Source organism: Micromonospora terminaliae (assembly GCF_009671205.1).
Taxonomy (GTDB): domain Bacteria; phylum Actinomycetota; class Actinomycetes; order Mycobacteriales; family Micromonosporaceae; genus Micromonospora; species Micromonospora terminaliae.
Genome location: NZ_CP045309.1, coordinates 2476961 through 2496289, shown reverse-complemented (window position 1 = coordinate 2496289; position 19329 = coordinate 2476961). Strand labels below are relative to the sequence as shown.

The following is a 19329-nucleotide window of genomic DNA, read 5'->3' as shown; positions in this document are numbered from 1 at the left end:
CCTGGCCGAAGGTGTCAAGTTGAGTCGAGGTGACTCAAGTTCTCGATTTCTTTTTTTAGCGCGCTGGGAGCGCGTCGTCAACCCGGGCCGGCAGCAGCTTCTCGAACCAGTGCTGGGCGTACCGGTCGGCGTTGAAGGCAGGAATCTCCCGGTAGCCGTGCCGCGCGTACAGGGCGCGTGCCTCCACGAGGTCGCTGCGGGTGTCCAGCCGGATCCGGTCCAGCCCGGCGTCCCGCGCGTACGGCTCGACGGCGGCGAGCAGCGCCGCGCCGCCGCCGGCGCCGCGGTGCGCCGGGCGGACGTAGACCCGGGTCAGCTCCGCCCAGCCCGGCCGCCAGCGCAGCCCCGCGCAACCGGCCAGGTGCCCGTCGCGGCGGGCCAGCAGGAGCAACCCGGTGGGTGGGGACAGGTCGTCGCTCGGCGACTCCTCGAGGGCGGCGCTCACCTCACCCGGCCGCTCGGGCCGGCCGTGCCAGCGGCGGACCGTCTCGGCCAGGTACTCGCGCAGCATGACCCGCGCGTCGGCCGAGTCGGGGGCGGTGCAGTGGCTGGTCCAGGTGCTCACCGCTTGATCCTCACCGGCCGGTCAACGGCTTTTCGCCGCTCAGGGTCGCCAGTAGACGCCGTGGTCCCGCGTGAGCAGCAGGTCGTCGATCAGGTAGCGGCGCAGCGTCACGTGGTCGGCCTCGCCGCCCTCGCACCAGCGGCGCAGCGCGTCGTCGACGGCCCGTTCCGGATAGCGCACGCCCGGCTCGAAGGAGCGCTCGGTGATGTGCTCCAGCAGCACCCGGCGCCGGCCCCGCTGAGCGGGCAACCGGGTCAGCGTGCCGTCCCGCAGGAAGGTGCGCAGGATCGTCTCCCGGGGGTCCGCCGCGGGCGCCGGCGCGGGCGGGCCACCGGCGCGCGCGAAGTCCCGCAGCCGCTCGCCGTCGACCCGCAGCCCGGCCCCGTCGTCGGTCAGCACACCGACGTCGGTGAGCCGGCGAACCGCGGTGGCGGCGTCCCGGGCGGACAGCCCGGTGCGGGACACGACGGCGGGAAGGTCCCCGGCGCCGAGCACGATCGCGCCGAACACGGCGCGGCGGCGCTCGTCGGCGAGCGCCCCCGCGAGGGCCTGTGCACTCATGACGGGCAGCCTGCCAGCGCCCGCCACCGGGCGGCCACGGGTTTTCCGCCGGGCCGACCGGTCGCGATTCATCGCACGGCCGGCCCGCCGTGGTTGTCCGCCAGAGGCGACGTCGGCCGGCGAAGGGGCCGGCGTCGGCGGCGCGGCTCAGGCGGGGACGCGCGCGGCGAAGTCGACGTCGGCGGTGTCGACCGTGCCGGCGGTGCGCCCGGGCGCGGAGTGGAAGCGCCAGTAGAGGTTGGTGTGGGCGATGACCTGCTCGGGCGGCGGGGCGCCGTAGGCCGAGAGGTCCTCGGTGGTGTGCGCGTCGGCGACCAGCGTCGCGTCGTAACCGCGGGTGATGGCGCCGTGCAGCGTCGAGCGGATGCACGCGTCGGTCTGCGCGCCGGTCACGACGAGCCGGCTGACGCCCCGCGTGGCGAGGACGGACTCCAGGTCGGTCTCCTCGAAGGAGTCGCCCCAGGCCTTGTGCACCAGCGCCTCGCCGTCGCGGCGCACCAGCTCGGGCACGTACTGCCACTGCTCGCTGCCCGTGGGCAGCTCCTCGCTGCGGTGCTGCACCCAGACCACCTCGACACCGGCCGCGCGGGCCCGGTCCACGAGGGTGGCGATGTTGCCGATCACCCGGTCGCGGTCGTGGGCGTGCTGCACGACGCCGTTCTGCACGTCGATGACGAGCAGGGCGGTGTGCGGTCGGTCGACGAGTGTGCTCATGGCGCCTCCCAGGACGGCCGTCGGCTGGTCGACGACCAACCTAGCCCCGCCCACCGACAGTCCGAGCGCTCAGATCCGGCCGGGCGGTGACCCGGCCGCCAGGGTGACCCGGCGGAGCAGGTCGGCCAGGACCCGCCGCTCCTGCGCGGTGAGCACGCCGAGGACCCGCTGCTCCTCGTCACCCACCACCCCCATGGCGCGCCGCCACGCGGCCCGGCCGGCGTCGGTGAGCTCCACGTCGATCCGGCGGCGGTCCACCTCGGACGGGATCCGCTGCACGAAGCCCCGGCGGATCAGCGCGTCCACCCGCGCCGTGATCGAGGCGGGCGCCATCCGCAGGTCGCCGGCGATCTCCGAGGGCGCGGCCCGGCCGCCCCGGCCGGCGAGGGCGTGCAGGGTGCCGTACTCCTTCTCCTGGAGGTCGAGCGCGGCCAGCGCCCGGTCCTTCACCTCGCGCAGGTGCCGGGTGAGCAGGGACATCCGGACGACCGCCCCCTCGACATCGGGGTCGAGGTCGGGCACCACGGGCAGCCAGCGTTCGACGTGCTGGTCGACGGCGTCGCGGTCGCTCACCCGACCACGATACGCCGACAACGAAATATTCGTTGCCGAAATATTCGGTGTCGAATTACTCTGCCAAGGTGACACATCCCCTCCGGCTCCGCGCCTTCCGCCTGCTCTTCCTCGGCCGCACCGTCTCCGCGCTCGGCGACGCCGTGGTGCCCACCGCACTGGCGCTGGCCGTGCTGCGAGCCACCGGCTCCACCACCGCCCTCGCCGTGGTGCTGGCCTGCGCGATGGTGCCCCGGCTGCTGCTGCTTCCCCTCGGCGGCGTCGTCGCCGACCGCTTCGACGCCCGGCGCGTCGCCCTCGGCACCGACCTGGTGCGCTGCGCCGCCCAACTGGTCGTCGGCGCCGAACTGCTCGGCGGCGCGCCCACCCTGGCCCACCTCGCGGTGGCCAGCGCCGTAGGCGGCGCGGCATCGGCGTTCGCCATGCCCACCTCGTCCCCGCTGGTCGCCGGCACCGTCGACGCCGACGGCCGGCAGCGGGCCAACGCGCTGATGGGCGCCACCGGCAACGCCAGCCGGCTGGCCGGGCCGGCGCTGGCCGGGCTGCTGATCTGGACCGCGGGGCCGGGCTGGGCGTTCGTGCTGGACGCCGCCTCGTTCGCGGTCAGCGCCGCGCTGCTGGCCGTCATCCGGGTGCGGCACGTGCCCGTCCCGCACCGGTCGCTGCGCGCCGACCTGGTGTTCGGCTGGCGCGAGGTCCGGGCCCGCGACTGGTACTGGAGCAGCCTGCTCGCCCACGGCGTCTGGAACGGCGCCGCCGCGGTGCTGCTCACCCTCGGCCCGGTGGTCGCCGTGCACCACCTCGGCGGCGAGGGCGTCTGGGTGCTGCTCCAGCAGGCCGGCGCGATCGGCCTGCTGGCCGGGTCACTGCTCGCCGCCCGGGCCCGCCCCCGCCGGCCGGTGCTGCTGGGCAACCTGGCCCTCGCCGCCTACGCGGCGCCCCTGCTGCTGCTCGCCGCCGCCGCGCCCGCCCCGGTGACCATCACCGCCTACTGCCTCGCGCTGGTCGCCCTCGGCTTCCTCAACCCCGTGTGGGAGACCGTGGTGCAGGGCCAGTTTCCGCCCGAGGTGCTCGCCCGGGTCACCTCGTACGACTGGCTCATGTCGCTGGGCGCCATGCCGCTCGGGTACGCCCTGGCCCCGCTCGCCGCCGGGGAGTGGGGCGCCCCGGTCCCCCTCGCGGTGGCCGGGGCGCTGGTCCTGGTGGCCTGCGTCGGGACGGCGGCCGTCCCGGGCGTACGCCGGCTGGGCTGGCCGGCCCCGGCCCCGCCGGCCGTCGCGGAGCCCGCGCCGGCCGGACGCTGAGGCGGGCCGGCGCTAGAGCCGGTGCCCGGTGGTGGCGTCCACGTGCCCGGGCACCTCGTCGTGCCGCTCCCCCACGCTGGACGTGCCGGACGGCTCGAACATGAGGATCGACGCGCCGTCCGGCGCGGACGGCCGGTGCTCCACCCCGCGCGGCACCACGAACACGGCGCCACGCGGCAGCACCACCTCGCGTTCCGCGCCGTCCGCGCCGTCGCGCAGGGCGATGCGCAGCTCGCCGTCGAGCACCAGGAAGAACTCGTCGGTGTGGTCGTGGGCGTGCCAGACGTGCTCCCCCGCCACCTTGGCGATCCGGACGTCGTAGTCGTTGACGGTGGTGACGATGCGCGGACTCCACAGCTGGTCGAAGCGCGCCAGGGCGGCGGCCAGCTCGATCGGCTCAGTGCTCATCGGTCCATCCTCGCCCGCCCGCGCCGTGCACGGGAAACCCCGGCGGCGCGGGGCAGCGCGCGGTTGCCCGGACGGACCATCATGGACGGGTGGCCGAACCCGTCACCGACCTCGACCGCCCCGACGCCGGGGCGTCCGCCGCGCCGACGACCCCGCCACCCGGGCCGCGCACCGCCGCGCCCTGGCTGGTCGGCGGGGCCGTCACCGCCGTGCTGCTGCTGCTCGCCGGCCGCTACGGCTATCACCGCGACGAGCTCTACTTCCTGCTCTGCGGCCGGCACCTCGACTGGGGCTACGTCGACCAGGGCCCGCTCGTGCCCGCGCTCGCCCGGCTGGCCGACACCGTCGCGCCCGGCAACCTGGTGCTGCTGCGTACCCCGTCGGCGCTGATCGCCGGCGCGTCGGTGCTGCTGGTCGCGGCGCTGGCCCGGGAGTTCGGCGCCGGCCGGGGCGTCCAGCTGGCCGCCGCGGTGCTGGCCGCCGCGTCCGGGATCGTGCTGGCCCCCGGTCACCTGCTCAGCACCACCACGGTCGACGTGCTGGTCTGGCTCGTCGCCGCCTGGTGCGCGGTGCGGCTGCTGCGCACCGGCGACACCCGCTGGGCGCTCGTCCTGGGCCTGGCGCTCGGCGTGGGCATGCTCAACAAGCTGCTGCCGGCGCTGCTCGGCGTCGGCCTGCTGGCCGGGGTGCTGATCGCCGGGCCGCGCCGGCTGCTGCGCGACCGGTGGGTGCTGGCCGGCGCCGGCATCGCCGTGCTGCTCGCGGTGCCCAACGTCGCCTGGCAGGTCGCGCACGGCTTCCCGCAGCTCGTGGTGGCGTCGTCGATCGCCGGCGGCGGCAGCTCCTACAGCGGCCGGGTCGACGCGATACTGCTCCAACTGGCCATCATCAGCCCGTTCGCCGCCCCGGTCTGGGTCGCCGGCCTGGTGGCGCTGCTGCGCCGGCCCGCCTGGGCGGCGTACCGGGCGATCGGCTGGGCGTGGCTCGTGGCGTTCGCGATCGTCGTGCTCGCCGGCGGCAAGGGCTACTACGACGCCCCGCTGCTGCTCGTGCTCGCCGCGGCCGGCGCGATCGTCACCGCCGACTGGGCGCGGCGTGGCGCGGCCCGGGTGCGGCAGGCGCTGCTCGCCACCGCCGCCGCCCTGATGGTCGCCAGCAGCGCGGTCCTGCTGCTGCCCACCCTGCCCGCCGACGGGCTGCCGGGGATCGTGGTCGACGCCAACTACGACGCGGGCGAGACCATCGGCTGGCCGGCGTTCGCCGACTCGGTCGCCGCCGTGCACCGGGGCCTGCCGCCCGAGGAACGGGCCCGGGCCGTCGTCCTCACCGGCAACTACGGCGAGGCCGGGGCGCTGGCCCGCTACGGCCCGGCCCGCGGCCTGCCCCGGGCCTACTCCGGGCACAACAGCATGGCCTCGTTCGGCCGCCCGGCCGACGACGCCGACCTGGTCATCGCGGTCGGCTGGGACAGGCCCGACCGTCTGCGCGCCTGGTTCACCGAGGTCACCGAGGCCGGTCGGGTCGACCAGCGGGTCGACGTGGACAACGACGAGAACGGCGAGCCGATCTTCGTCTGCCGCGGCCTGCGCCGTCCCTGGTCGCAGATCTGGGACAGCGAGGTGACGCACGCCTCCTGAGTGCCGGGGCACCGGGGCGGCCGGGCCATACTTGGCGCCATGCTCTGGGGTGTCAGCGGACCGCTCTTCCTCCTCGACTACCTGGGGGCGGTCGCCGTGGCTCTCGCCGTCGCCCTGGCGGCGCGGGAGCTGACCGGCCGGCGGTCCCGGGGCGCCACCCCGGACCCGATCGAGCTGGCCTACCTCACCGACCGGGCCCTGCTGGCCTGCCAGGTGGCCGTGGCCGCGCTGCACCGCGCCGGCGTGGTACGCCTCGGCGAGCTGGCCACCCTGTCGGTGGACGGCCCGCCGCCGCCCCGGTCGGCCCCGCTGGTCCGCGCCCTGCACGCCGCGCTGCGCCGGCCGCAGACGTGGGCCGCCGTGCTCGCCGACCCCGGCGTCGGCCGGGCGCTGCGCCGGCTGGTCGGCCGGCTCGTCCGGGACGGCTGGCTGCTCACCCCGGCCCAGCGGCGGCGTGTCGCGCTGGGCACCGTGCCGCTGTTCGCGGTCGCCGCGGTCGGGGTGACCCGCCTGGTCGACAGCGCCGTCGAGGGGCGGAACGCGGGCGGGCCGGCCTCCGTGGCGGGCCTGCTCCTGTGCTGCCTGGCCACCGCCCTCGGCGGCTGGTGGCTGTGCGAGGTGCCGGAGACCGGTGCGGCGGCCCGCCGCCTGCTGCGCCGGCAGCGCCGGGAGCACGCCGAGCTGGACCCGCAGCGGCGGCCGACCTGGCGCGAGCGCGACACCGGGCAGCTGCTCACCGCCATGGCCCTGTTCGGGCCGCGCCCGCTGCTCGCCGTGGACCCGGCCGTCGCCGTGCAGGTCGGTGTCGACCCGGAGCGGGGGCGCCCGACCCCGGAGCGGAAACCCGCCCGCCGCTGACCGGACGACCCGGCCCGCCCCGGGTCAGCGCAGCTCGTCGGCCGAGCGGATCACCCGCGCCAGGTCCCGCACCTCCGGGTCCTCGGTCGCGGCGGCCGCCCCGTCGGCGATGGCCGCGAGGTCGGCGAGCCGGACCGGGCCGGCCGACTCCGCACCCCGCAGCGTCTCGGCGAACCAGGCCGCCGCGTAGCAGGCCCGCAACCGCGGCGACGCCGCGGCGAAGCCGCCCTGGACGTCGGCGACGGTCACCGACCCGTACGTCTCGGCCGGCGTCCGCTCGACCGGGTCGGTCCAGCGCACCTGCACCTGCGCGATCCGGTCCGAGGGGGACGCGCCCTCGGCGAGCCGGACCGCGTACAGGGCCGTGACGCTGTGCCCGGGGCCCACCTCGCCGCCGTCGACCCGGTCGTCGCGGAAGTCCTGGTCGGCCACCGCCCGGTTGTCGTAGCCGACCAGCCGGTAGGAGCGCACCGCCTGCGGCGCGAAGCTCACCTGCACCTTGGCGTCCAGCGCCCGCACGCTCAGCGTCGCCGGCAGCTGCCGCACGAACACCTCCCGGGCCTGCTCCCGCTCGCTGACGTAGACCGCGAAGCCGTCGCCCCGGTCGGCCAACTGCTCCATCAGCTCGTCGCCGTAGTCGCTGCCGACACCCACGCCGAGCAGGGCGATCTGCTTCTCCGCCTCGGCGCGTACGCGGCGCAGGATCGGTTCGGCCTCCGTGCTGCCGGTGTTCGCCAGGCCGTCGGAGAGCACGATCACCCGGTTCGTCCGGCCGGGGCGGAAGCCGTCGCGGGCCACCCGGTAGCCGAGCACCAGACCGGCCTCCAGGTTGGTGCTGTCCCGGGTGTGCAGGGAGTCGATCGCCGAGTGCAGCGGGCGGGCGTCGGCGACCGGCGTCATCTCCCGGACCACCCGGGCCCGGTTGCTGAACTCGACCACGGCGATGGAGTCGGTGGGGCGCAGCTGGTCGACCAGCGTGTGCAGGGCGTCGCGGACCAGGTCGAGCCGGCCGGGCTCACCCATCGACCCCGACACGTCGATCACGAAGGTGAGCGCCGCGTCGGGGCGGCGCTGCTCGTCCTGGGCGCGGGTCTGGAGGCCGACCCGCAGCAGCCGCTCGTCACCGCCGGCCTCGTGGGTCTCCGGCAGGCGGGCGCCGTCGACGTGCACGGCGAAGCCGTCACCGGCGGGCTGGGGGTAGTCCTGGCGGAAGGAGTTGACGAACTCCTCCGGCCGGACCGTGCCGCGCTCCGGCAGCCGGCCGTCCAGGATGAGCCGGCGGGCGTACCCGTAGGAGGCGGTGTCGACGTCGACGGCGAAGGTGGACAGCGGGTCGTCCGAGGCCCGGGTCTCGTCGCCGGACCGGGGCGCGTCGGCGTCCGGGCGGGCGGCCCCGGGCGCCGCGTCGCTGCGCTGCCCACGGGCCGGCCCGTGGGCCGAGTCGCTGCGCTGTGCGCCGCCGTCGGCCGTGCAGGCGCCGACCGTCAGGGTGGTGGCCAGCGCCGCCAGCAGCAGCACCGACCGTCTGAGGTGGACCATGGCTCCTCCGCAGGGATGGGGGACGGGTCGTGGTCATCGACGCGGGGCCACGACCGGCCGATCCCGCCGTGATCGAGCCGAGACCGAAGCGCGACCGTCGTGACCGATCCGTGCGCGGACCGTGACCTGAGCGGGCCGGCGGGCGGCCCTCGGCGGGCGGTGCGCCGGCCGATGCGGCAGAGTGGGCCCACGGCCGGCGGCGGCCGGGACGAGCGGGAGGTGGAGCCGTGGACGGCCCGACCGGGGTGGTGTTCCCCGCGACCGGCGACGGCCGGCGCAGCACGACCGCGCTGGGGCGGGCGGTGGTCGCCGACGCCCTGCGCGCGGTGGACCCGGTCGGCGCCCGCTCGGCCGAGCACGAGACCGACTGGCGGCACGGCTACGTCAGCCACTTCCGCCGGCTCGTCGAGGCCGGCCTGCTCTCCCGGGACGCCGCGCTCACGATCGCCCGCGACGGACTCGCCGCACTGCACGCCCGGATGCGCTACCTGCCCGCCGCCGGTGGCGAGGTGGCGCTCGAGGAGGCGTTCGCGCTGCCCGACGGGGAGCCGCCGCTGGAGACCGCCACGGTGACCGGCGCCGGCCCGGTGGAGCGCGAGCTGTCCGTCCCGTACCGCGGGCAGCGCCTGCGCGGCGACGACCTGCGCCGCCGCCTCGACGCCTGGGTGGACGCGGGTGTGATCGAGCCGAGCTGCGCGGAGGCCGTCCGCGCGGTGCAGGCCGAGCCGGACTGGTTGGACCTGCGCGACCTGCGGATCGTCGTGCTCGGCGCGGGCGCCGAGATGGGTCCCCTGCCGTCCGTGCTGCGCTGGGGCGGGGACGTGGTCGCCGTCGACCTGCCCCGCCCGGAGATCTGGCGCCGCCTGCTGCGCACCGCCCACCGGCACGGCGGCCGGCTGCACCTGCCGGTGCGGCCCGGCGCCGGCGGCGGCGAGGCCGCCCTCGCCGCGGGCGCCGGCGCCGACCTGCTGCACCGCCTGCCGCAGGCCGCCCGCTGGCTCGACGGCCTGGACGGCCGGCTCGTGCTCGGCAACTACGTGTACGCCGACGGCGCGACCAACGTCCGGGTCGCCACCGCCGTCGACGCGCTCACCGTCCACCTGGGGCGGCGCCGCCCGGACACCGCGTTGGCCTTCCTGGCCACCCCCACCGACGTGTACGCGGTGCCCGCCGAGGCCGTCGCCCACGCCGAACGCGGGTACGCGGCCCGCGGCGTGGCGCGCCGGTCGCTGCGGCTGCTCTCCGGCGGGCGCCTGCTGCACCGCAACTACCCGCCCGGCGCCGACCCGGGGATCAACGACAGCCTGGTGCCGCAGCAGGGGCCGAACTACGCGCTGGCCAAGCGGCTGCAACGCTGGCGGGCGGCGGTGGCCCGCGACGCCGGCAGCACGGTGTCGTTCACCGTGGCACCGCCCACCCGGACCCGCTCGGTGCTGCGCAACCGTGCTCTCGCGGCCGCGTACGCCGGGGCGCACCGGTTCGGCATCGAGGTGTTCGAGCCGGCCACCAGCAACACCCTGATGGCTGCGCTGCTCGTGCACGACCTGCGCACCGGCGGTGGTCCGGCACAGGACCACCCGTGGCGGGACGAGGCGTACGCGGCGGCGCACGGCGGGCTGTGGCGGGTCCCGTACGCCCCGCGCAGCGCGCTCGGCCTGGCCGTGCTGCTGGGACTGGGCGGCGCACGGTCCTGACAGGTTTCCTTCTCCGGAGCGCCGGGAAGGCACCGGCATGGCCGAGACCTTCGCAGATCAGGACCTGACCACCCTGCGGTCCATCGCGCGCGGGGCCGGAATAACGGACACCGAGCGCATGCCGCACGACGAGCTGGTCGACATGTTGCGCCGCGCGGGGCTGGCCGACCCGGACGCCCGGCCGGTCGACACGAGCCTGGCCGATCCGGGTGATCCCGGTGTGCCGGGCGCCTACCACGGGCTGGGCGTCGGGCGGCGGGAGTCCGCCGGCGGCGCGGCCGGGCAGACCGCCGACTGGCCGGACCAGCCGACCCAGGATCCGGCCGGGCTGTCCGGGCTGCCGCGCAGCAGCCTGACGCTGGGCGACGAGAGCACCGGCGGGCGCGCCGCCGAGGAGGCGATCGGCGCCCGGCCCGGGGAGTCCGGCACCGAGATCGACGACCGCGCCGAGGACGACCGGGGCGTGCGGGGCGACATCCAGGATCCGGCCGGGCTGTCCGGGCTGCCCCGCAGCAGCCTGACGCTGGGCGACGAGAGCACCGGTGGACGCGCCGCCGAGGAGGCGATCGGCGCCCGGCCCGGGGAGTCCGGCACCGAGATCGACGACCGGACGCAGTCCTGACCGAACTGCTCCGCGAGCCGCCTCCCTGGTGGGACGGCTCGCGGAGCATTGTGGACGTTAATCCCGTTTGACCGCTCGACGCACTCCTGCGTTGTCTGCGACGACCGTGCCTACTGTTCCGGATATGCGAATAGTGAAAGGTCGGCCGTTGCCCTCACTTTTGAATCGGGACATACACTCACAAGCTCCCCAATAGCCTCAGCCGGTGGCTTCTCGCATCTCTTTCGACGCGCTCCCCGGCCGCCCGCATCCTCCCGTCACCACCGTCCCGCCCCGACGCGATCGACCGGTCTTCGTCGACGCCACGGGCGCCCGCCAGCACCGGATCCGGCGCGCGGGCGTCCTCGTCGCGGTGGCCTCGCTGAGCTACCTGCCGATGGCCGCCGCCGCCCTGCTCCCGGGCCCCGCGACGCCACTGCTGCCCGGCCCGGTCTCCGTCGGCGGCGCCCCGAGCGGCGGAGCCACCCGCCCACCCCTCGTCGCCCTCTCGCCCGCGCCGACCCAGTCGTCGCCGGCTCCACGGTCGACGAAGACCGCGGACCCGCGACGGGCACCGGCCGCCGTGCAACGCTCGGCCAGCAACGAGCGTCCGGAACCGCGGCCGATCGACCCGCCCCCGGTCGCTGCGCCGCCGAGCGAGCGGCCCACCCCCACCACGTCGCCGACGCCGACGCCGGCGGACCCGGCGCCGCCGGAGGACCGGACGCCGCCGGTCACCCCGACACCGTCCACGACCACCGAGCCCGGCACCGCCCCGGGGGTCGTCGGATGACCCTTCCGAAGCGTCGCACCGCCGGCCGGTTCGTCGTCGCCTCGCTGGCCCTGGTCGTCGGGTCCGTGCTGCTGGTCGAGGCGTACGCGAACGCCAGCTTCCGCCCCGACCACGTCCGCGAGGCCGAGGACCAGGTCACCGTGCCCAGCGAGATCCTGGGCGGCGGCCCACTGCTCGACGCGCGGGGAGACCAACCCCGCACCTACCGGATGCCCCCGCGGGCCATCGCCCTCACCTTCGACGACGGTCCCGACCCGACCTGGACCCCCCGGGTCCTCGACCTGCTGCGCCGGCACCACGCCCCGGCCACCTTCTTCGTCATCGGGTCGGAGGTGGCCCGCCACCCGGACCTGGCCCGCCGCGTCGTGACCGAGGGCCATGAACTGGGCGTGCACACCTTCACCCACCCCGACGTCAGCCTGCTGCCCGCCTGGCGGCAGCGCATGGAGTACGCGCAGACCCAGATGGCCATCGTGCACGCCACCGGGGTCCGCACCAGCCTGCTGCGCTTCCCCTACTCGTCGGTGCCCAGCGCCGTCGACGACGCCAACTGGCCGGTGATCCGGCGGGCCGCCGGGCAGGGCTACCTGACCGTGGTCAACGACCTCGACGGCGAGGACTGGGCCCGGCCGGGCGTCGACACCATCGTGCGGAACCTGACGCCGACCGGCGACGCGGGCGCCGTGGTGCTGCTGCACGACGCCGGCGGGGACCGCGCGCAGACCCTCGCGGCCCTGGACCGGTACATCCCGCTGATGCGCTCCCGCGGCTACACCTTCACCACGATCAGCGGCGGCGTGAACCGGGCCCGGCCGGAGGCGGCCGCGTACGCCGGCAACCTCCCGGCCTCCACCGCGGACCGCTGGCGGGCCGCCCCGCTCACCTGGGCGATCCGGCTGGCCGACGGGATCCTGCGCGGCCTCGCCCTGCTCTTCGTGGTCGTCGGGCTGCTCATGCTGACCCGTACGCTGCTGCTGCTCCTGCTGGCCCGCCGGCTGGCCCGGCGCCGGCGGGCGCACCGCTGGCCCTGGGGGGTGACCACCTCGCCGGTCTCGGTCATCGTTCCCGCATACAACGAGCGGGCCGGCATCGTCGCCACCGTCCGGTCCCTGGTCGCCAACGACCACCACGGCATCGAGGTGATCGTCGTCGACGACGGCTCGACCGACGGCACCGCCGACCTCGTCGACTCCCTCGGCCTGCCCGGCGTCCGGGTGATCCGCAAACCCAACGGCGGCAAGGCGACCGCCCTCAACACCGGACTCCTGTACGCCTCGCACGAGATCATCGTCACCGTCGACGCGGACACCGTGTTCGAGCCGGACGCGATCCGGCGGCTCGTCGAACCGTTCACCGACCCGCGCATCGGCGCGGTGGCCGGCAACGTCAAGGTCGCCAACCGGCACCGGCTGCTCGGCCAGTGGCAGCACATCGAGTACGTCATCGGTTTCAGCCTGGACCGCCGGTTCTACGAGAAGCTCGGCTGCATCCCCACCGTGCCCGGCGCGATCGGCGCCTTCCGCCGGCGCGCGCTGACCGAGGTCGGCGGGATGAGCGGCGACACCCTGGCCGAGGACACCGACGTCACCATGGCGGTCCTGCGCGCCGGCTGGCGCGTGGTGTACCAGGACCGGGCCCGGGCCTGGACGGAGGCGCCCGCCTCGGTGGGCGACCTGTGGCGGCAGCGCTACCGCTGGAGCTACGGCACCCTCCAGTCCATGTGGAAGCACCGTGGCGCCGTGCGCGACCGCGGGGCCGGGGCCCGCTTCGGCCGCTTCGGGCTGCCCATGCTCGCCCTGTTCGGGGTGCTGCTCCCGCTGCTCGGGCCCGTGCTCGACCTGCTCGCCGTCTACGGACTGTTCTTCCTGGACACCACGAAGACGGCGGTGGCCTGGCTGGTCATGCTGGCCATCCAGCTGCTCACCGCGGCGGTCGCCTTCAAACTGGACCGGGAGCCGCTGCGCCCGCTGCTCGCCCTGCCCATCCAGCAGTTCGCCTACCGCCAGCTCATGTACCTGGTGCTGGCCCGGTCCATGGTCACCGCACTGACCGGGGCGCGGCTGGGCTGGCGCCGGGTCAAGCGGGCCGGTGAGGTGGCCGAGAAGGCATCCGTGCCGCCGGGCGGCGGGGCGCGGCCGGGCCGGGACCGCTGGTTCGACACGCTGCGAGCCCTCGCGCTCGGCCGGGTCATCGCGTACCACATGTTCGGCGCCGCCTGGCTGAGCTTCGCGTTCCCGGCCATGGGGGTGATGTTCGCCCTCGGCGGCGCGCTGATGGCCCGCTCCCTGGACCGTACGCCGGAGCGGGCGGTCAGCGGCCGGCTGCGCCGCCTGCTGCCGGGACTGTGGGCCCTGGCCCTCGTGCTCCTGCCGCTGATGATCTGGCACGGCTGGTCCGACCGGCCCGCCTGGCCGGCGCTGCTGAGCTGGGCGGTGCCACTGGTGCAGCCGCCGGGCAGCCAGTGGGCGGCGGACGTGACCGGAGTGCTCTGGTACCTGGTGACGTACCTCTGGCTGGTGCTGCTCTCCCCCGCGATGGTGGCGCTGCACCGGCGGTGGCCGCTGTGGTCGGTGGCCGTGCCGCTGGCCGGCGTGGTGCTGCTCCAGACCGCGGCGCCCGGGTTCGACGGGCCGGTGGAGTCGGTACTGACCGACCTGGTCACGTTCGCCGCCTGCTGGCTGGTGGGCTTCGCCCACCACGACCGCCGGCTGGGGCGGATCCGGCTGCCGGCGCTGCTGGGCCTGGCGGTGCTCTGCCTGGGGGTGGCGGTCGGCTGGCTGGTCACGCATCCCGGTGCGGGCCCCGATCTCAACGACATCCCGGTGGCGCAGGCGTTCTGGTCGCTCGGGTTCGTGCTGGTGCTGCTGCGCTTCGCGCCGCCGATGGGCTGGCTGTCCCGGGTACGGCCGCTGGACCGGCTGGTGACCGCCCTGAACAGCCGTGCGCTGACCATCTACCTCTGGCACAACGCCGCCATCGCCGTCTGCTTCGCCGTGGGCGACCGCATCGGCCTCTGGCGGCTCGGCCAGGTGGGTTACCTGGCGATGGCCCTCGTGCTGATCATCGGCCTGGTGCTGGCCCTCGGCTGGATCGAGGACCTCAGCGCCCGGCGCCCACCACGACTGCTGCCCTGGCCCCGGCGTACGGCTGCGCAGCAGGCGGGGCACCCGCCCCTGGCGCGTCCCACCACCGTGGAGCGCGAACCGACCACCGTGAGGACGTGAACACGTGCGACACGAACATTCGAATCGTAATAACTCGTCCAATTTGTCGCATACTTGACGCATGATGGCGGGCGCCCCGACCGGGGTCCGCCCGCCACCGGAGACACGTCACCGCGGGCCGGCCGCCCGCGGCGGCGCGAAGGCGGTGATTGGGGTGATCACCGCGGCCGGCACGGGTCTCGCCCTCCTACGGGCCCGTGCCGGCCACCCCCGACCCGGGCGGCACACCGGCCGCCGCGGAACTCACGACGCCGGACCCCTCGCAGGTCAGAAGCGGAGCGAAGATGGCGATGTGGCACCCGCCGACCCCGGCGGAACAGGAGCTGTGGAACGCCGTGGTGACCGGGGTGCGGGCGGCCGACGAGTCGGACCTGGCCGGCGTCGACGCCGCGGTCGACCGGCTGGCCCGGCTGCCGCACCCGTGGGCGTACCACGTCCTCGGCGACACCGCCGCGCTCCTCGTCGAGGAGCTCGACCCGGAGGGCCAGGACGTCTGGCCGCTGCTGGCGGCCCAGCTCGACGACAACGAGCCCGCCGGCACGGCGGCCCGGCCGCGCCGGGCGTCGCCGTACCCCGGCGGCCGGCGACCGGCGCACAGCGCCGAGCCGGAGGCGCTGCGGCGGCGGCTGCTGCTCATCGCCCGGCTCGCCGACGCCACCGAGGTCGGTGTCGGGGCGTTCCTCGACGTGGCGCTCGCCGAGAACAACGCCCGCGCCCGGAGGGCGCCGTCCCACTCGCTGCCACACTGCCGCCTGGGCCAGTGAACCCGTCGCCGCGGCCCGGGCGAGCCGTCAGGCGTAGGCGGCCGCCTCAGGCTCATCCCATACGCACATAACTGTCATTATGGTGTGCCACCGCTATGTGCGTTTTGTCCGTCTTGATTATCGGATTGGCGTTACCGGTAATCAGGTAATCCGTTGCTGAGGGGGCGGTGAAAAGAGACTGGACCGGCGACGCCGGGACTTGTAACTTGCAGATGCCCGTGACACCGCCCGAGGAGGTGAGACCCATGACCGCTGTACCGATGTGGGTGCTCCCCCTTCCCGTCACGGCCGGGCGATCGACCTAGGTGTCGCCGGGAGCGCCGTCAAGGCACTCCCGAAAGGCAACACCTGTGCGCTCTCTGCAGTTCACCGCCGAACCGTCGCCAACCTCCGGCGCGGGCCGGGCGCCCCTCGCGTACGACGTGATCATCGCCGGCTGCGGGCCGACCGGCGCGATGCTGGCCGCCGAACTGCGGCTGCACGACGTACGGGTCCTCGTCCTGGAGCAGGAAACCGAGCCCGCGTCGTTCATCCGCATCGTCGGCCTGCACATCCGCAGTATCGAGCTGCTGGCGATGCGCGGGCTGCTGGAGCGCGTCCGCGAACGTGGGAGACAGCGCCCGGCCGCCGGCTTCTTCGCCGCCATCAACAAGCCCGCGCCCGAGGGCCCGGATTCGCCGTACGCCTATCTGCTGGGCATCCCGCAGCCGGTCATCGTCCAGCTGCTCGAAGACCATGCGCTCGAACTGGGCGCGCAGGTCCGGCACGGCGCCGCGGTCGCCGGTCTCGCGCAGGACGACGACGGTGTGACCGTCGAGCTGGCCGACGGGGAACGGCTGCGTGCGCGGTACCTCGTCGGCTGTGACGGCGCGCGCAGCACGGTACGCAAACTGCTCGGCGTCGGCTTCCCCGGCGAGCCCTCGCGGACCGAGACGCTGATGGGCGAGATGGAGGTCGGTGTGCCGCCGGAGGAGATCGCCGCCAAGGCCGCCGAACTCCGCGGGATCCAGGCGCGATTCTGGCTCCGGCCCTTCGGCGGAGGGGTCTACAGCGTCGTGGTCCCCGCGCCGGGAGTCAGCGACCGCGCGGTACCGCCCACACTCGAGGATTTCCGGCACGGGCTGCGCGCCATCGCCGGAACCGATTTCGGCGTGCACTCCCCGCGCTGGCTGTCCCGCTTCGGGGACGCCACACGGCTGGCCGACCGCTATCGGGTGGGGCGGGTGCTGCTGGCCGGCGACGCGGCACACATCCATCCACCCATCGGCGGGCAGGGCCTCAACCTCGGCGTACAGGACGCATTCAACCTCGGCTGGAAACTGGCCGCGCAGATCCGCGGCTGGGCGCCGGAGACATTGCTGGACACCTACCAGGCCGAACGTCGTCCGGTCGCCGCGGACGTCCTGGACAACACCCGCGCACAGATGGAACTGCTCTCCACCGAACCGGGCCCGCAGGCCGTGCGCCGGCTGCTCACCGAACTGATGGACTTCGACGTGGTGAACCGCCATCTCCTCGAGAAGATCACCGGAACCGGCATCCGCTACGACTTCGGCCCGGGCCCCGACCTGCTCGGCCGCCGCCTGCCCGACGTCGACCTGGAACAGGGCAACCTCTACGGTCTGCTGCACCGCGGCCGCGGCCTGCTGCTGGACCGCACCGGACGGCTGACCGTCGGCGGCTGGTCGGACCGGGTCGATCACCTCGGGGACCCGGCCGCGGCACTGGAGGTGCCCTGCCTGCTGCTCCGGCCCGACGGCCACGTCGCCTGGATCGGCGACGATCAGCACGACCTGGACGACCACCTTTCCCGCTGGTTCGGCGAGCCCCACCGGGCGCGGTGATGAGTTGTCGCGCCCGCACCCGTCATACCTCTGACGGGACACGACGAGGCGGAAGGATGACGTGATGGGTACGGACACACGGCTGAGGGAGCTGGGCGTGAGCGGTCTGGGCGAGGTCGACGAGCCGGCGTTCTCGGGGCTGGCGCAGCGGCACCGGCGGGAGCTGCACGTGCACTGCTACCGGATGCTCGGGTCCTTCGAGGACGCCGAGGACACCGTGCAGGAGACGTTCCTCCGGGCCTGGCGGCGGCGGGAGACCTTCGAGGGGCGGTCGACGTTCCGGGCCTGGCTGTACCGGATCGCCACCAACGCCTGCCTGGACCGGCTCGCCACGTGCCGCCCGGAGCCCGCGACCGGCGGCGAGGTGCCGTGGCTGCAGCCCTACCCCGACCGGCTGCTCGACGAGCTGCCCGCCGGCGCGGCGGACGAGCCGGAGACCGTCGCCGTCGCGCGGGAGACGATCGAGCTGGCGTACCTGGTCGCGGTCCAGCACCTCGCGCCGCGCCCACGGGCCGTGCTGATCCTGCGGGACGTGCTCGGCTGGCCGGCGAAGGACGTCGCGGAGCTCCTCGGGGACTCCGTGAACTCGGTGAACAGCGCCCTGCAACGGGCCCGCGCCGGCATGCGGGAGCACCTGCCCGCCGAGCGGCAGGACTGGACCGGCGGCGAGGAGGACGCCGGGACGCGCGAGCTGGTACGCCGCTTCACCGACGCCAGCCTGGCCACGGACATCGACCGGCTCGCCGCGATGCTGCGCGACGACGTCCGCTGCTCGATGCCGCCCACGCCGGGCCTGCACGTCGGCCGCGACGCCGTCGTGGACGACTGGGTCGCGGACGGGTTCACGGACCTGGGGCGCCTGCGGGCCGTCCCCACCTCCGTGAACCGGCAGCCCGCCGTCGCCTACTACCTCTGGCAGGAGCGGGCGGGTGCCTACCTGCCGCTGACCATCGACGTCCTGCGGATCACCGGCGGCGCGATCAGCGAGATCGTCATCTTCCACAACGACCAGTTCCCCCGCCTCGGGCTGCCGGAGCGGCTGCCGGCGGACGGCACCGAGTAGTCCCGTAGGCCAGCGACCTGGTCCCGTTCGCCAGCGACCGAATCACGGAGGAACGACATGAACCGCATGGATGACACCGGGGTCGCCGCACGCCCGGCACCGGTTCGGAACAGCGCCACCCGCCGGCTCGCCGTCACCGGCCTCGCCGTGACCGGCCTCGCCGCCACGCTCGCGGCGATGGTGGCCACCACCCTCGCCGCGGCGCTCGCCCGGGCCGTCGGCGTCGACTTCGAGATCCCCGACGGCGGCGAGGCGATCCCGCTGCCCGGGTTCGCCGTGGTGACCGGGTTCTTCTCGGTCGTGGGCATCGTGATCGCCGGCGCCCTGCTTCGCTGGAGCGCTCGCCCGGCCGGGCGATTCGTGTGGACGGCGGCGTCACTGACCACTATCTCGCTGGTCCCGCCCCTCGTCGCCGGGGCGGACACCGCCACCACCGCCGCCCTCCTCGTGCTGCACCTCGTCCCGGCCGCGATCATGATCCCGACCCTGGCGCGGAGCCTCCGTACCCGGAGCGGGTGACGGGTTGCGGTCCGGCCGGTCCTTCGGTAAACACTTACTACATGAGTGACAGCCGGACCGCCCTGCTCGACGCCGCGGCGGAGGAGTTCGCCCGCACCGGGCTGCACGGCACCCGGGTGCAGGCCGTGGTCCGGCGCGCCGGGGTGAACGAGCGCATGATCTACCACCACTTCGGCAGCAAGGAGGGCCTCTACGCGGCCGTCGTCGACGAACAGCGGGCGGGCCTGGCCGCCGCCTGGGCGCCGGTGCTCGACCGCGCCGCGGCTCTCGACCCGTACGCCGGCATGCGTGCCGCCTTCAGCGGCTTCTACGAGGTGCTGCGGGCCCGCCCCCGGCTGCTGGCGCTCATGCTGCACGAGTCGCTGAGCGGGTCGGGCGCCCTGTCCCTGCCCACCGCCGACCAGTTGCCCGCGGCGATCCGGGACCTCTACGAGCGCGGCCAGGAGGAGGGCGTCTTCCGCGCCGACTGCCCGTTCGAGGTGGCGTACGCGACCGCGATGGGCGCGCTCGTGGCGTTGCAGGTGTTCGCTCCCCCGTTCGCCGCCGAGGCGGGCAGCCCGGAGCTGCGGGACCGGGTGGTCGGGCAGTTGCTCGACGGCATGACCGGGCCGGTGTCCGGCCGCTGAACCAGCGCACCACCGACTGGACGCGGAAGCCCAGCCGGCGCA

The 19329-nt window shown here is 75.2% G+C and carries 18 protein-coding genes; 12 read left to right on the top strand and 6 right to left on the bottom strand.

The window, feature by feature from the left end:
* Positions 1–55 precede the first annotated feature (55 nt).
* From GCE86_RS11050 to GCE86_RS11035, 4 genes are all read right to left on the bottom strand, one after another.
* Complete coding sequence (locus tag GCE86_RS11050; protein WP_244317261.1) at positions 56–565, bottom strand: GNAT family N-acetyltransferase; 510 nt, start codon at positions 563–565, stop codon at positions 56–58.
* A 39-nt stretch (positions 566–604) separates the two neighbouring features.
* On the bottom strand, positions 605–1126 hold the full coding sequence (locus GCE86_RS11045) for a DUF2087 domain-containing protein (protein WP_154226863.1): 522 nt from the start codon (positions 1124–1126) through the stop codon (positions 605–607).
* 147 nt (positions 1127–1273) lie between these two features.
* Positions 1274–1840: an isochorismatase family protein gene (locus GCE86_RS11040; RefSeq protein ID WP_154226862.1), complete on the bottom strand. Its 567-nt coding sequence runs from the start codon at positions 1838–1840 to the stop codon at positions 1274–1276.
* Positions 1841–1909: 69 nt separating this feature from the next.
* Positions 1910–2413 carry a MarR family winged helix-turn-helix transcriptional regulator gene (locus tag GCE86_RS11035; protein ID WP_154226861.1) on the bottom strand — a complete coding sequence of 168 codons (504 nt, stop codon included), beginning with the start codon at positions 2411–2413 and terminating at the stop codon, positions 1910–1912.
* A gap of 68 nt (positions 2414–2481) precedes the next feature.
* Here GCE86_RS11035 and GCE86_RS11030 point away from each other — a divergent pair, with 68 nt between their 5' ends.
* Positions 2482–3717, top strand: a complete 1236-nt coding sequence (locus GCE86_RS11030) for an MFS transporter (RefSeq protein WP_154226860.1) — start codon at positions 2482–2484, stop codon at positions 3715–3717.
* Positions 3718–3729: 12 nt separating this feature from the next.
* Here the strand turns inward: GCE86_RS11030 and GCE86_RS11025 are convergent, their stop codons facing one another.
* The gene (locus tag GCE86_RS11025) at positions 3730–4125 is read right to left on the bottom strand and encodes a cupin domain-containing protein (protein WP_091257940.1); all 396 of its coding nucleotides are present in this window, start codon (positions 4123–4125) and stop codon (positions 3730–3732) included.
* A gap of 89 nt (positions 4126–4214) precedes the next feature.
* On the opposite strand from GCE86_RS11025, the gene GCE86_RS11020 reads away from it, so the two are divergent.
* Complete coding sequence (locus tag GCE86_RS11020; protein WP_154226859.1) at positions 4215–5762, top strand: ArnT family glycosyltransferase; 1548 nt, start codon at positions 4215–4217, stop codon at positions 5760–5762.
* Between the two features lie 39 nt (positions 5763–5801).
* Positions 5802–6620, top strand: a complete 819-nt coding sequence (locus tag GCE86_RS11015; protein ID WP_154226858.1) for a TIGR04222 domain-containing membrane protein — start codon at positions 5802–5804, stop codon at positions 6618–6620.
* Between the two features lie 24 nt (positions 6621–6644).
* Here GCE86_RS11015 and GCE86_RS11010 read toward each other — a convergent pair whose 3' ends face one another.
* On the bottom strand, positions 6645–8159 hold the full coding sequence (locus GCE86_RS11010) for a vWA domain-containing protein (RefSeq protein WP_154226857.1): 1515 nt from the start codon (positions 8157–8159) through the stop codon (positions 6645–6647).
* A 227-nt stretch (positions 8160–8386) separates the two neighbouring features.
* Here GCE86_RS11010 and GCE86_RS11005 point away from each other — a divergent pair, with 227 nt between their 5' ends.
* The 9 genes from GCE86_RS11005 (at position 8387) to GCE86_RS10965 (ending at position 19287) form a co-directional block, all read left to right on the top strand.
* Entirely contained in the window at positions 8387–9853 is a 1467-nt protein-coding gene (locus tag GCE86_RS11005) for a hypothetical protein (RefSeq protein WP_154226856.1), read from the top strand.
* Between the two features lie 37 nt (positions 9854–9890).
* Complete coding sequence (locus GCE86_RS32575) at positions 9891–10475, top strand: hypothetical protein (RefSeq protein ID WP_420846464.1); 585 nt, start codon at positions 9891–9893, stop codon at positions 10473–10475.
* 205 nt (positions 10476–10680) lie between these two features.
* Positions 10681–11247 carry a hypothetical protein gene (locus tag GCE86_RS10995; RefSeq protein WP_154226855.1) on the top strand — a complete coding sequence of 189 codons (567 nt, stop codon included), beginning with the start codon at positions 10681–10683 and terminating at the stop codon, positions 11245–11247.
* Positions 11244–14471, top strand: coding sequence for a glycosyltransferase (locus GCE86_RS10990; RefSeq protein WP_154226854.1), 3228 nt, complete (start codon positions 11244–11246; stop codon positions 14469–14471). The genes GCE86_RS10995 and GCE86_RS10990 overlap by 4 nt, the downstream gene beginning before the upstream one ends.
* A 284-nt stretch (positions 14472–14755) precedes the next feature.
* Entirely contained in the window at positions 14756–15235 is a 480-nt protein-coding gene (locus GCE86_RS10985) for a hypothetical protein (RefSeq protein WP_154226853.1), read from the top strand.
* A gap of 455 nt (positions 15236–15690) precedes the next feature.
* Positions 15691–17079 carry an FAD-dependent monooxygenase gene (locus tag GCE86_RS10980; protein ID WP_239542709.1) on the top strand — a complete coding sequence of 463 codons (1389 nt, stop codon included), beginning with the start codon at positions 15691–15693 and terminating at the stop codon, positions 17077–17079.
* A 64-nt stretch (positions 17080–17143) separates the two neighbouring features.
* Positions 17144–18142, top strand: coding sequence for an RNA polymerase subunit sigma-70 (locus GCE86_RS10975; protein WP_154226852.1), 999 nt, complete (start codon positions 17144–17146; stop codon positions 18140–18142).
* Positions 18143–18199: 57 nt separating this feature from the next.
* The gene (locus GCE86_RS10970) at positions 18200–18661 is read left to right on the top strand and encodes a DUF6069 family protein (RefSeq protein ID WP_154226851.1); all 462 of its coding nucleotides are present in this window, start codon (positions 18200–18202) and stop codon (positions 18659–18661) included.
* Positions 18662–18702: 41 nt separating this feature from the next.
* Positions 18703–19287 (top strand): TetR/AcrR family transcriptional regulator, encoded by a 585-nt coding sequence (locus GCE86_RS10965; protein WP_154226850.1) that lies wholly within the window; start codon positions 18703–18705, stop codon positions 19285–19287.
* Positions 19288–19329 lie beyond the last annotated feature (42 nt).

Bases quoted from the DNA above. Each gene is read 5' to 3' on its own strand.
- GCE86_RS11025 (WP_091257940.1), bottom strand. From the start codon at position 4,125: ATGAGCACTGAGCCGATCGAGCTGGCCGCCGCCCTGGCGCGCTTCGAC.
- GCE86_RS10965 (WP_154226850.1), top strand. From the start codon at position 18,703: ATGAGTGACAGCCGGACCGCCCTGCTCGACGCCGCGGCGGAGGAGTTC.
- GCE86_RS32575 (WP_420846464.1), top strand. From the start codon at position 9,891: ATGGCCGAGACCTTCGCAGATCAGGACCTGACCACCCTGCGGTCCATC.
- GCE86_RS10980 (WP_239542709.1), top strand. From the start codon at position 15,691: ATGCTGGCCGCCGAACTGCGGCTGCACGACGTACGGGTCCTCGTCCTG.
- GCE86_RS10985 (WP_154226853.1), top strand. From the start codon at position 14,756: ATGGCGATGTGGCACCCGCCGACCCCGGCGGAACAGGAGCTGTGGAAC.
- GCE86_RS11015 (WP_154226858.1), top strand. From the start codon at position 5,802: ATGCTCTGGGGTGTCAGCGGACCGCTCTTCCTCCTCGACTACCTGGGG.
- GCE86_RS10975 (WP_154226852.1), top strand. From the start codon at position 17,144: ATGGGTACGGACACACGGCTGAGGGAGCTGGGCGTGAGCGGTCTGGGC.
- GCE86_RS10990 (WP_154226854.1), top strand. From the start codon at position 11,244: ATGACCCTTCCGAAGCGTCGCACCGCCGGCCGGTTCGTCGTCGCCTCG.
- GCE86_RS11040 (WP_154226862.1), bottom strand. From the start codon at position 1,840: ATGAGCACACTCGTCGACCGACCGCACACCGCCCTGCTCGTCATCGAC.
- GCE86_RS11010 (WP_154226857.1), bottom strand. From the start codon at position 8,159: ATGGTCCACCTCAGACGGTCGGTGCTGCTGCTGGCGGCGCTGGCCACC.
- GCE86_RS10970 (WP_154226851.1), top strand. From the start codon at position 18,200: ATGAACCGCATGGATGACACCGGGGTCGCCGCACGCCCGGCACCGGTT.
- GCE86_RS11045 (WP_154226863.1), bottom strand. From the start codon at position 1,126: ATGAGTGCACAGGCCCTCGCGGGGGCGCTCGCCGACGAGCGCCGCCGC.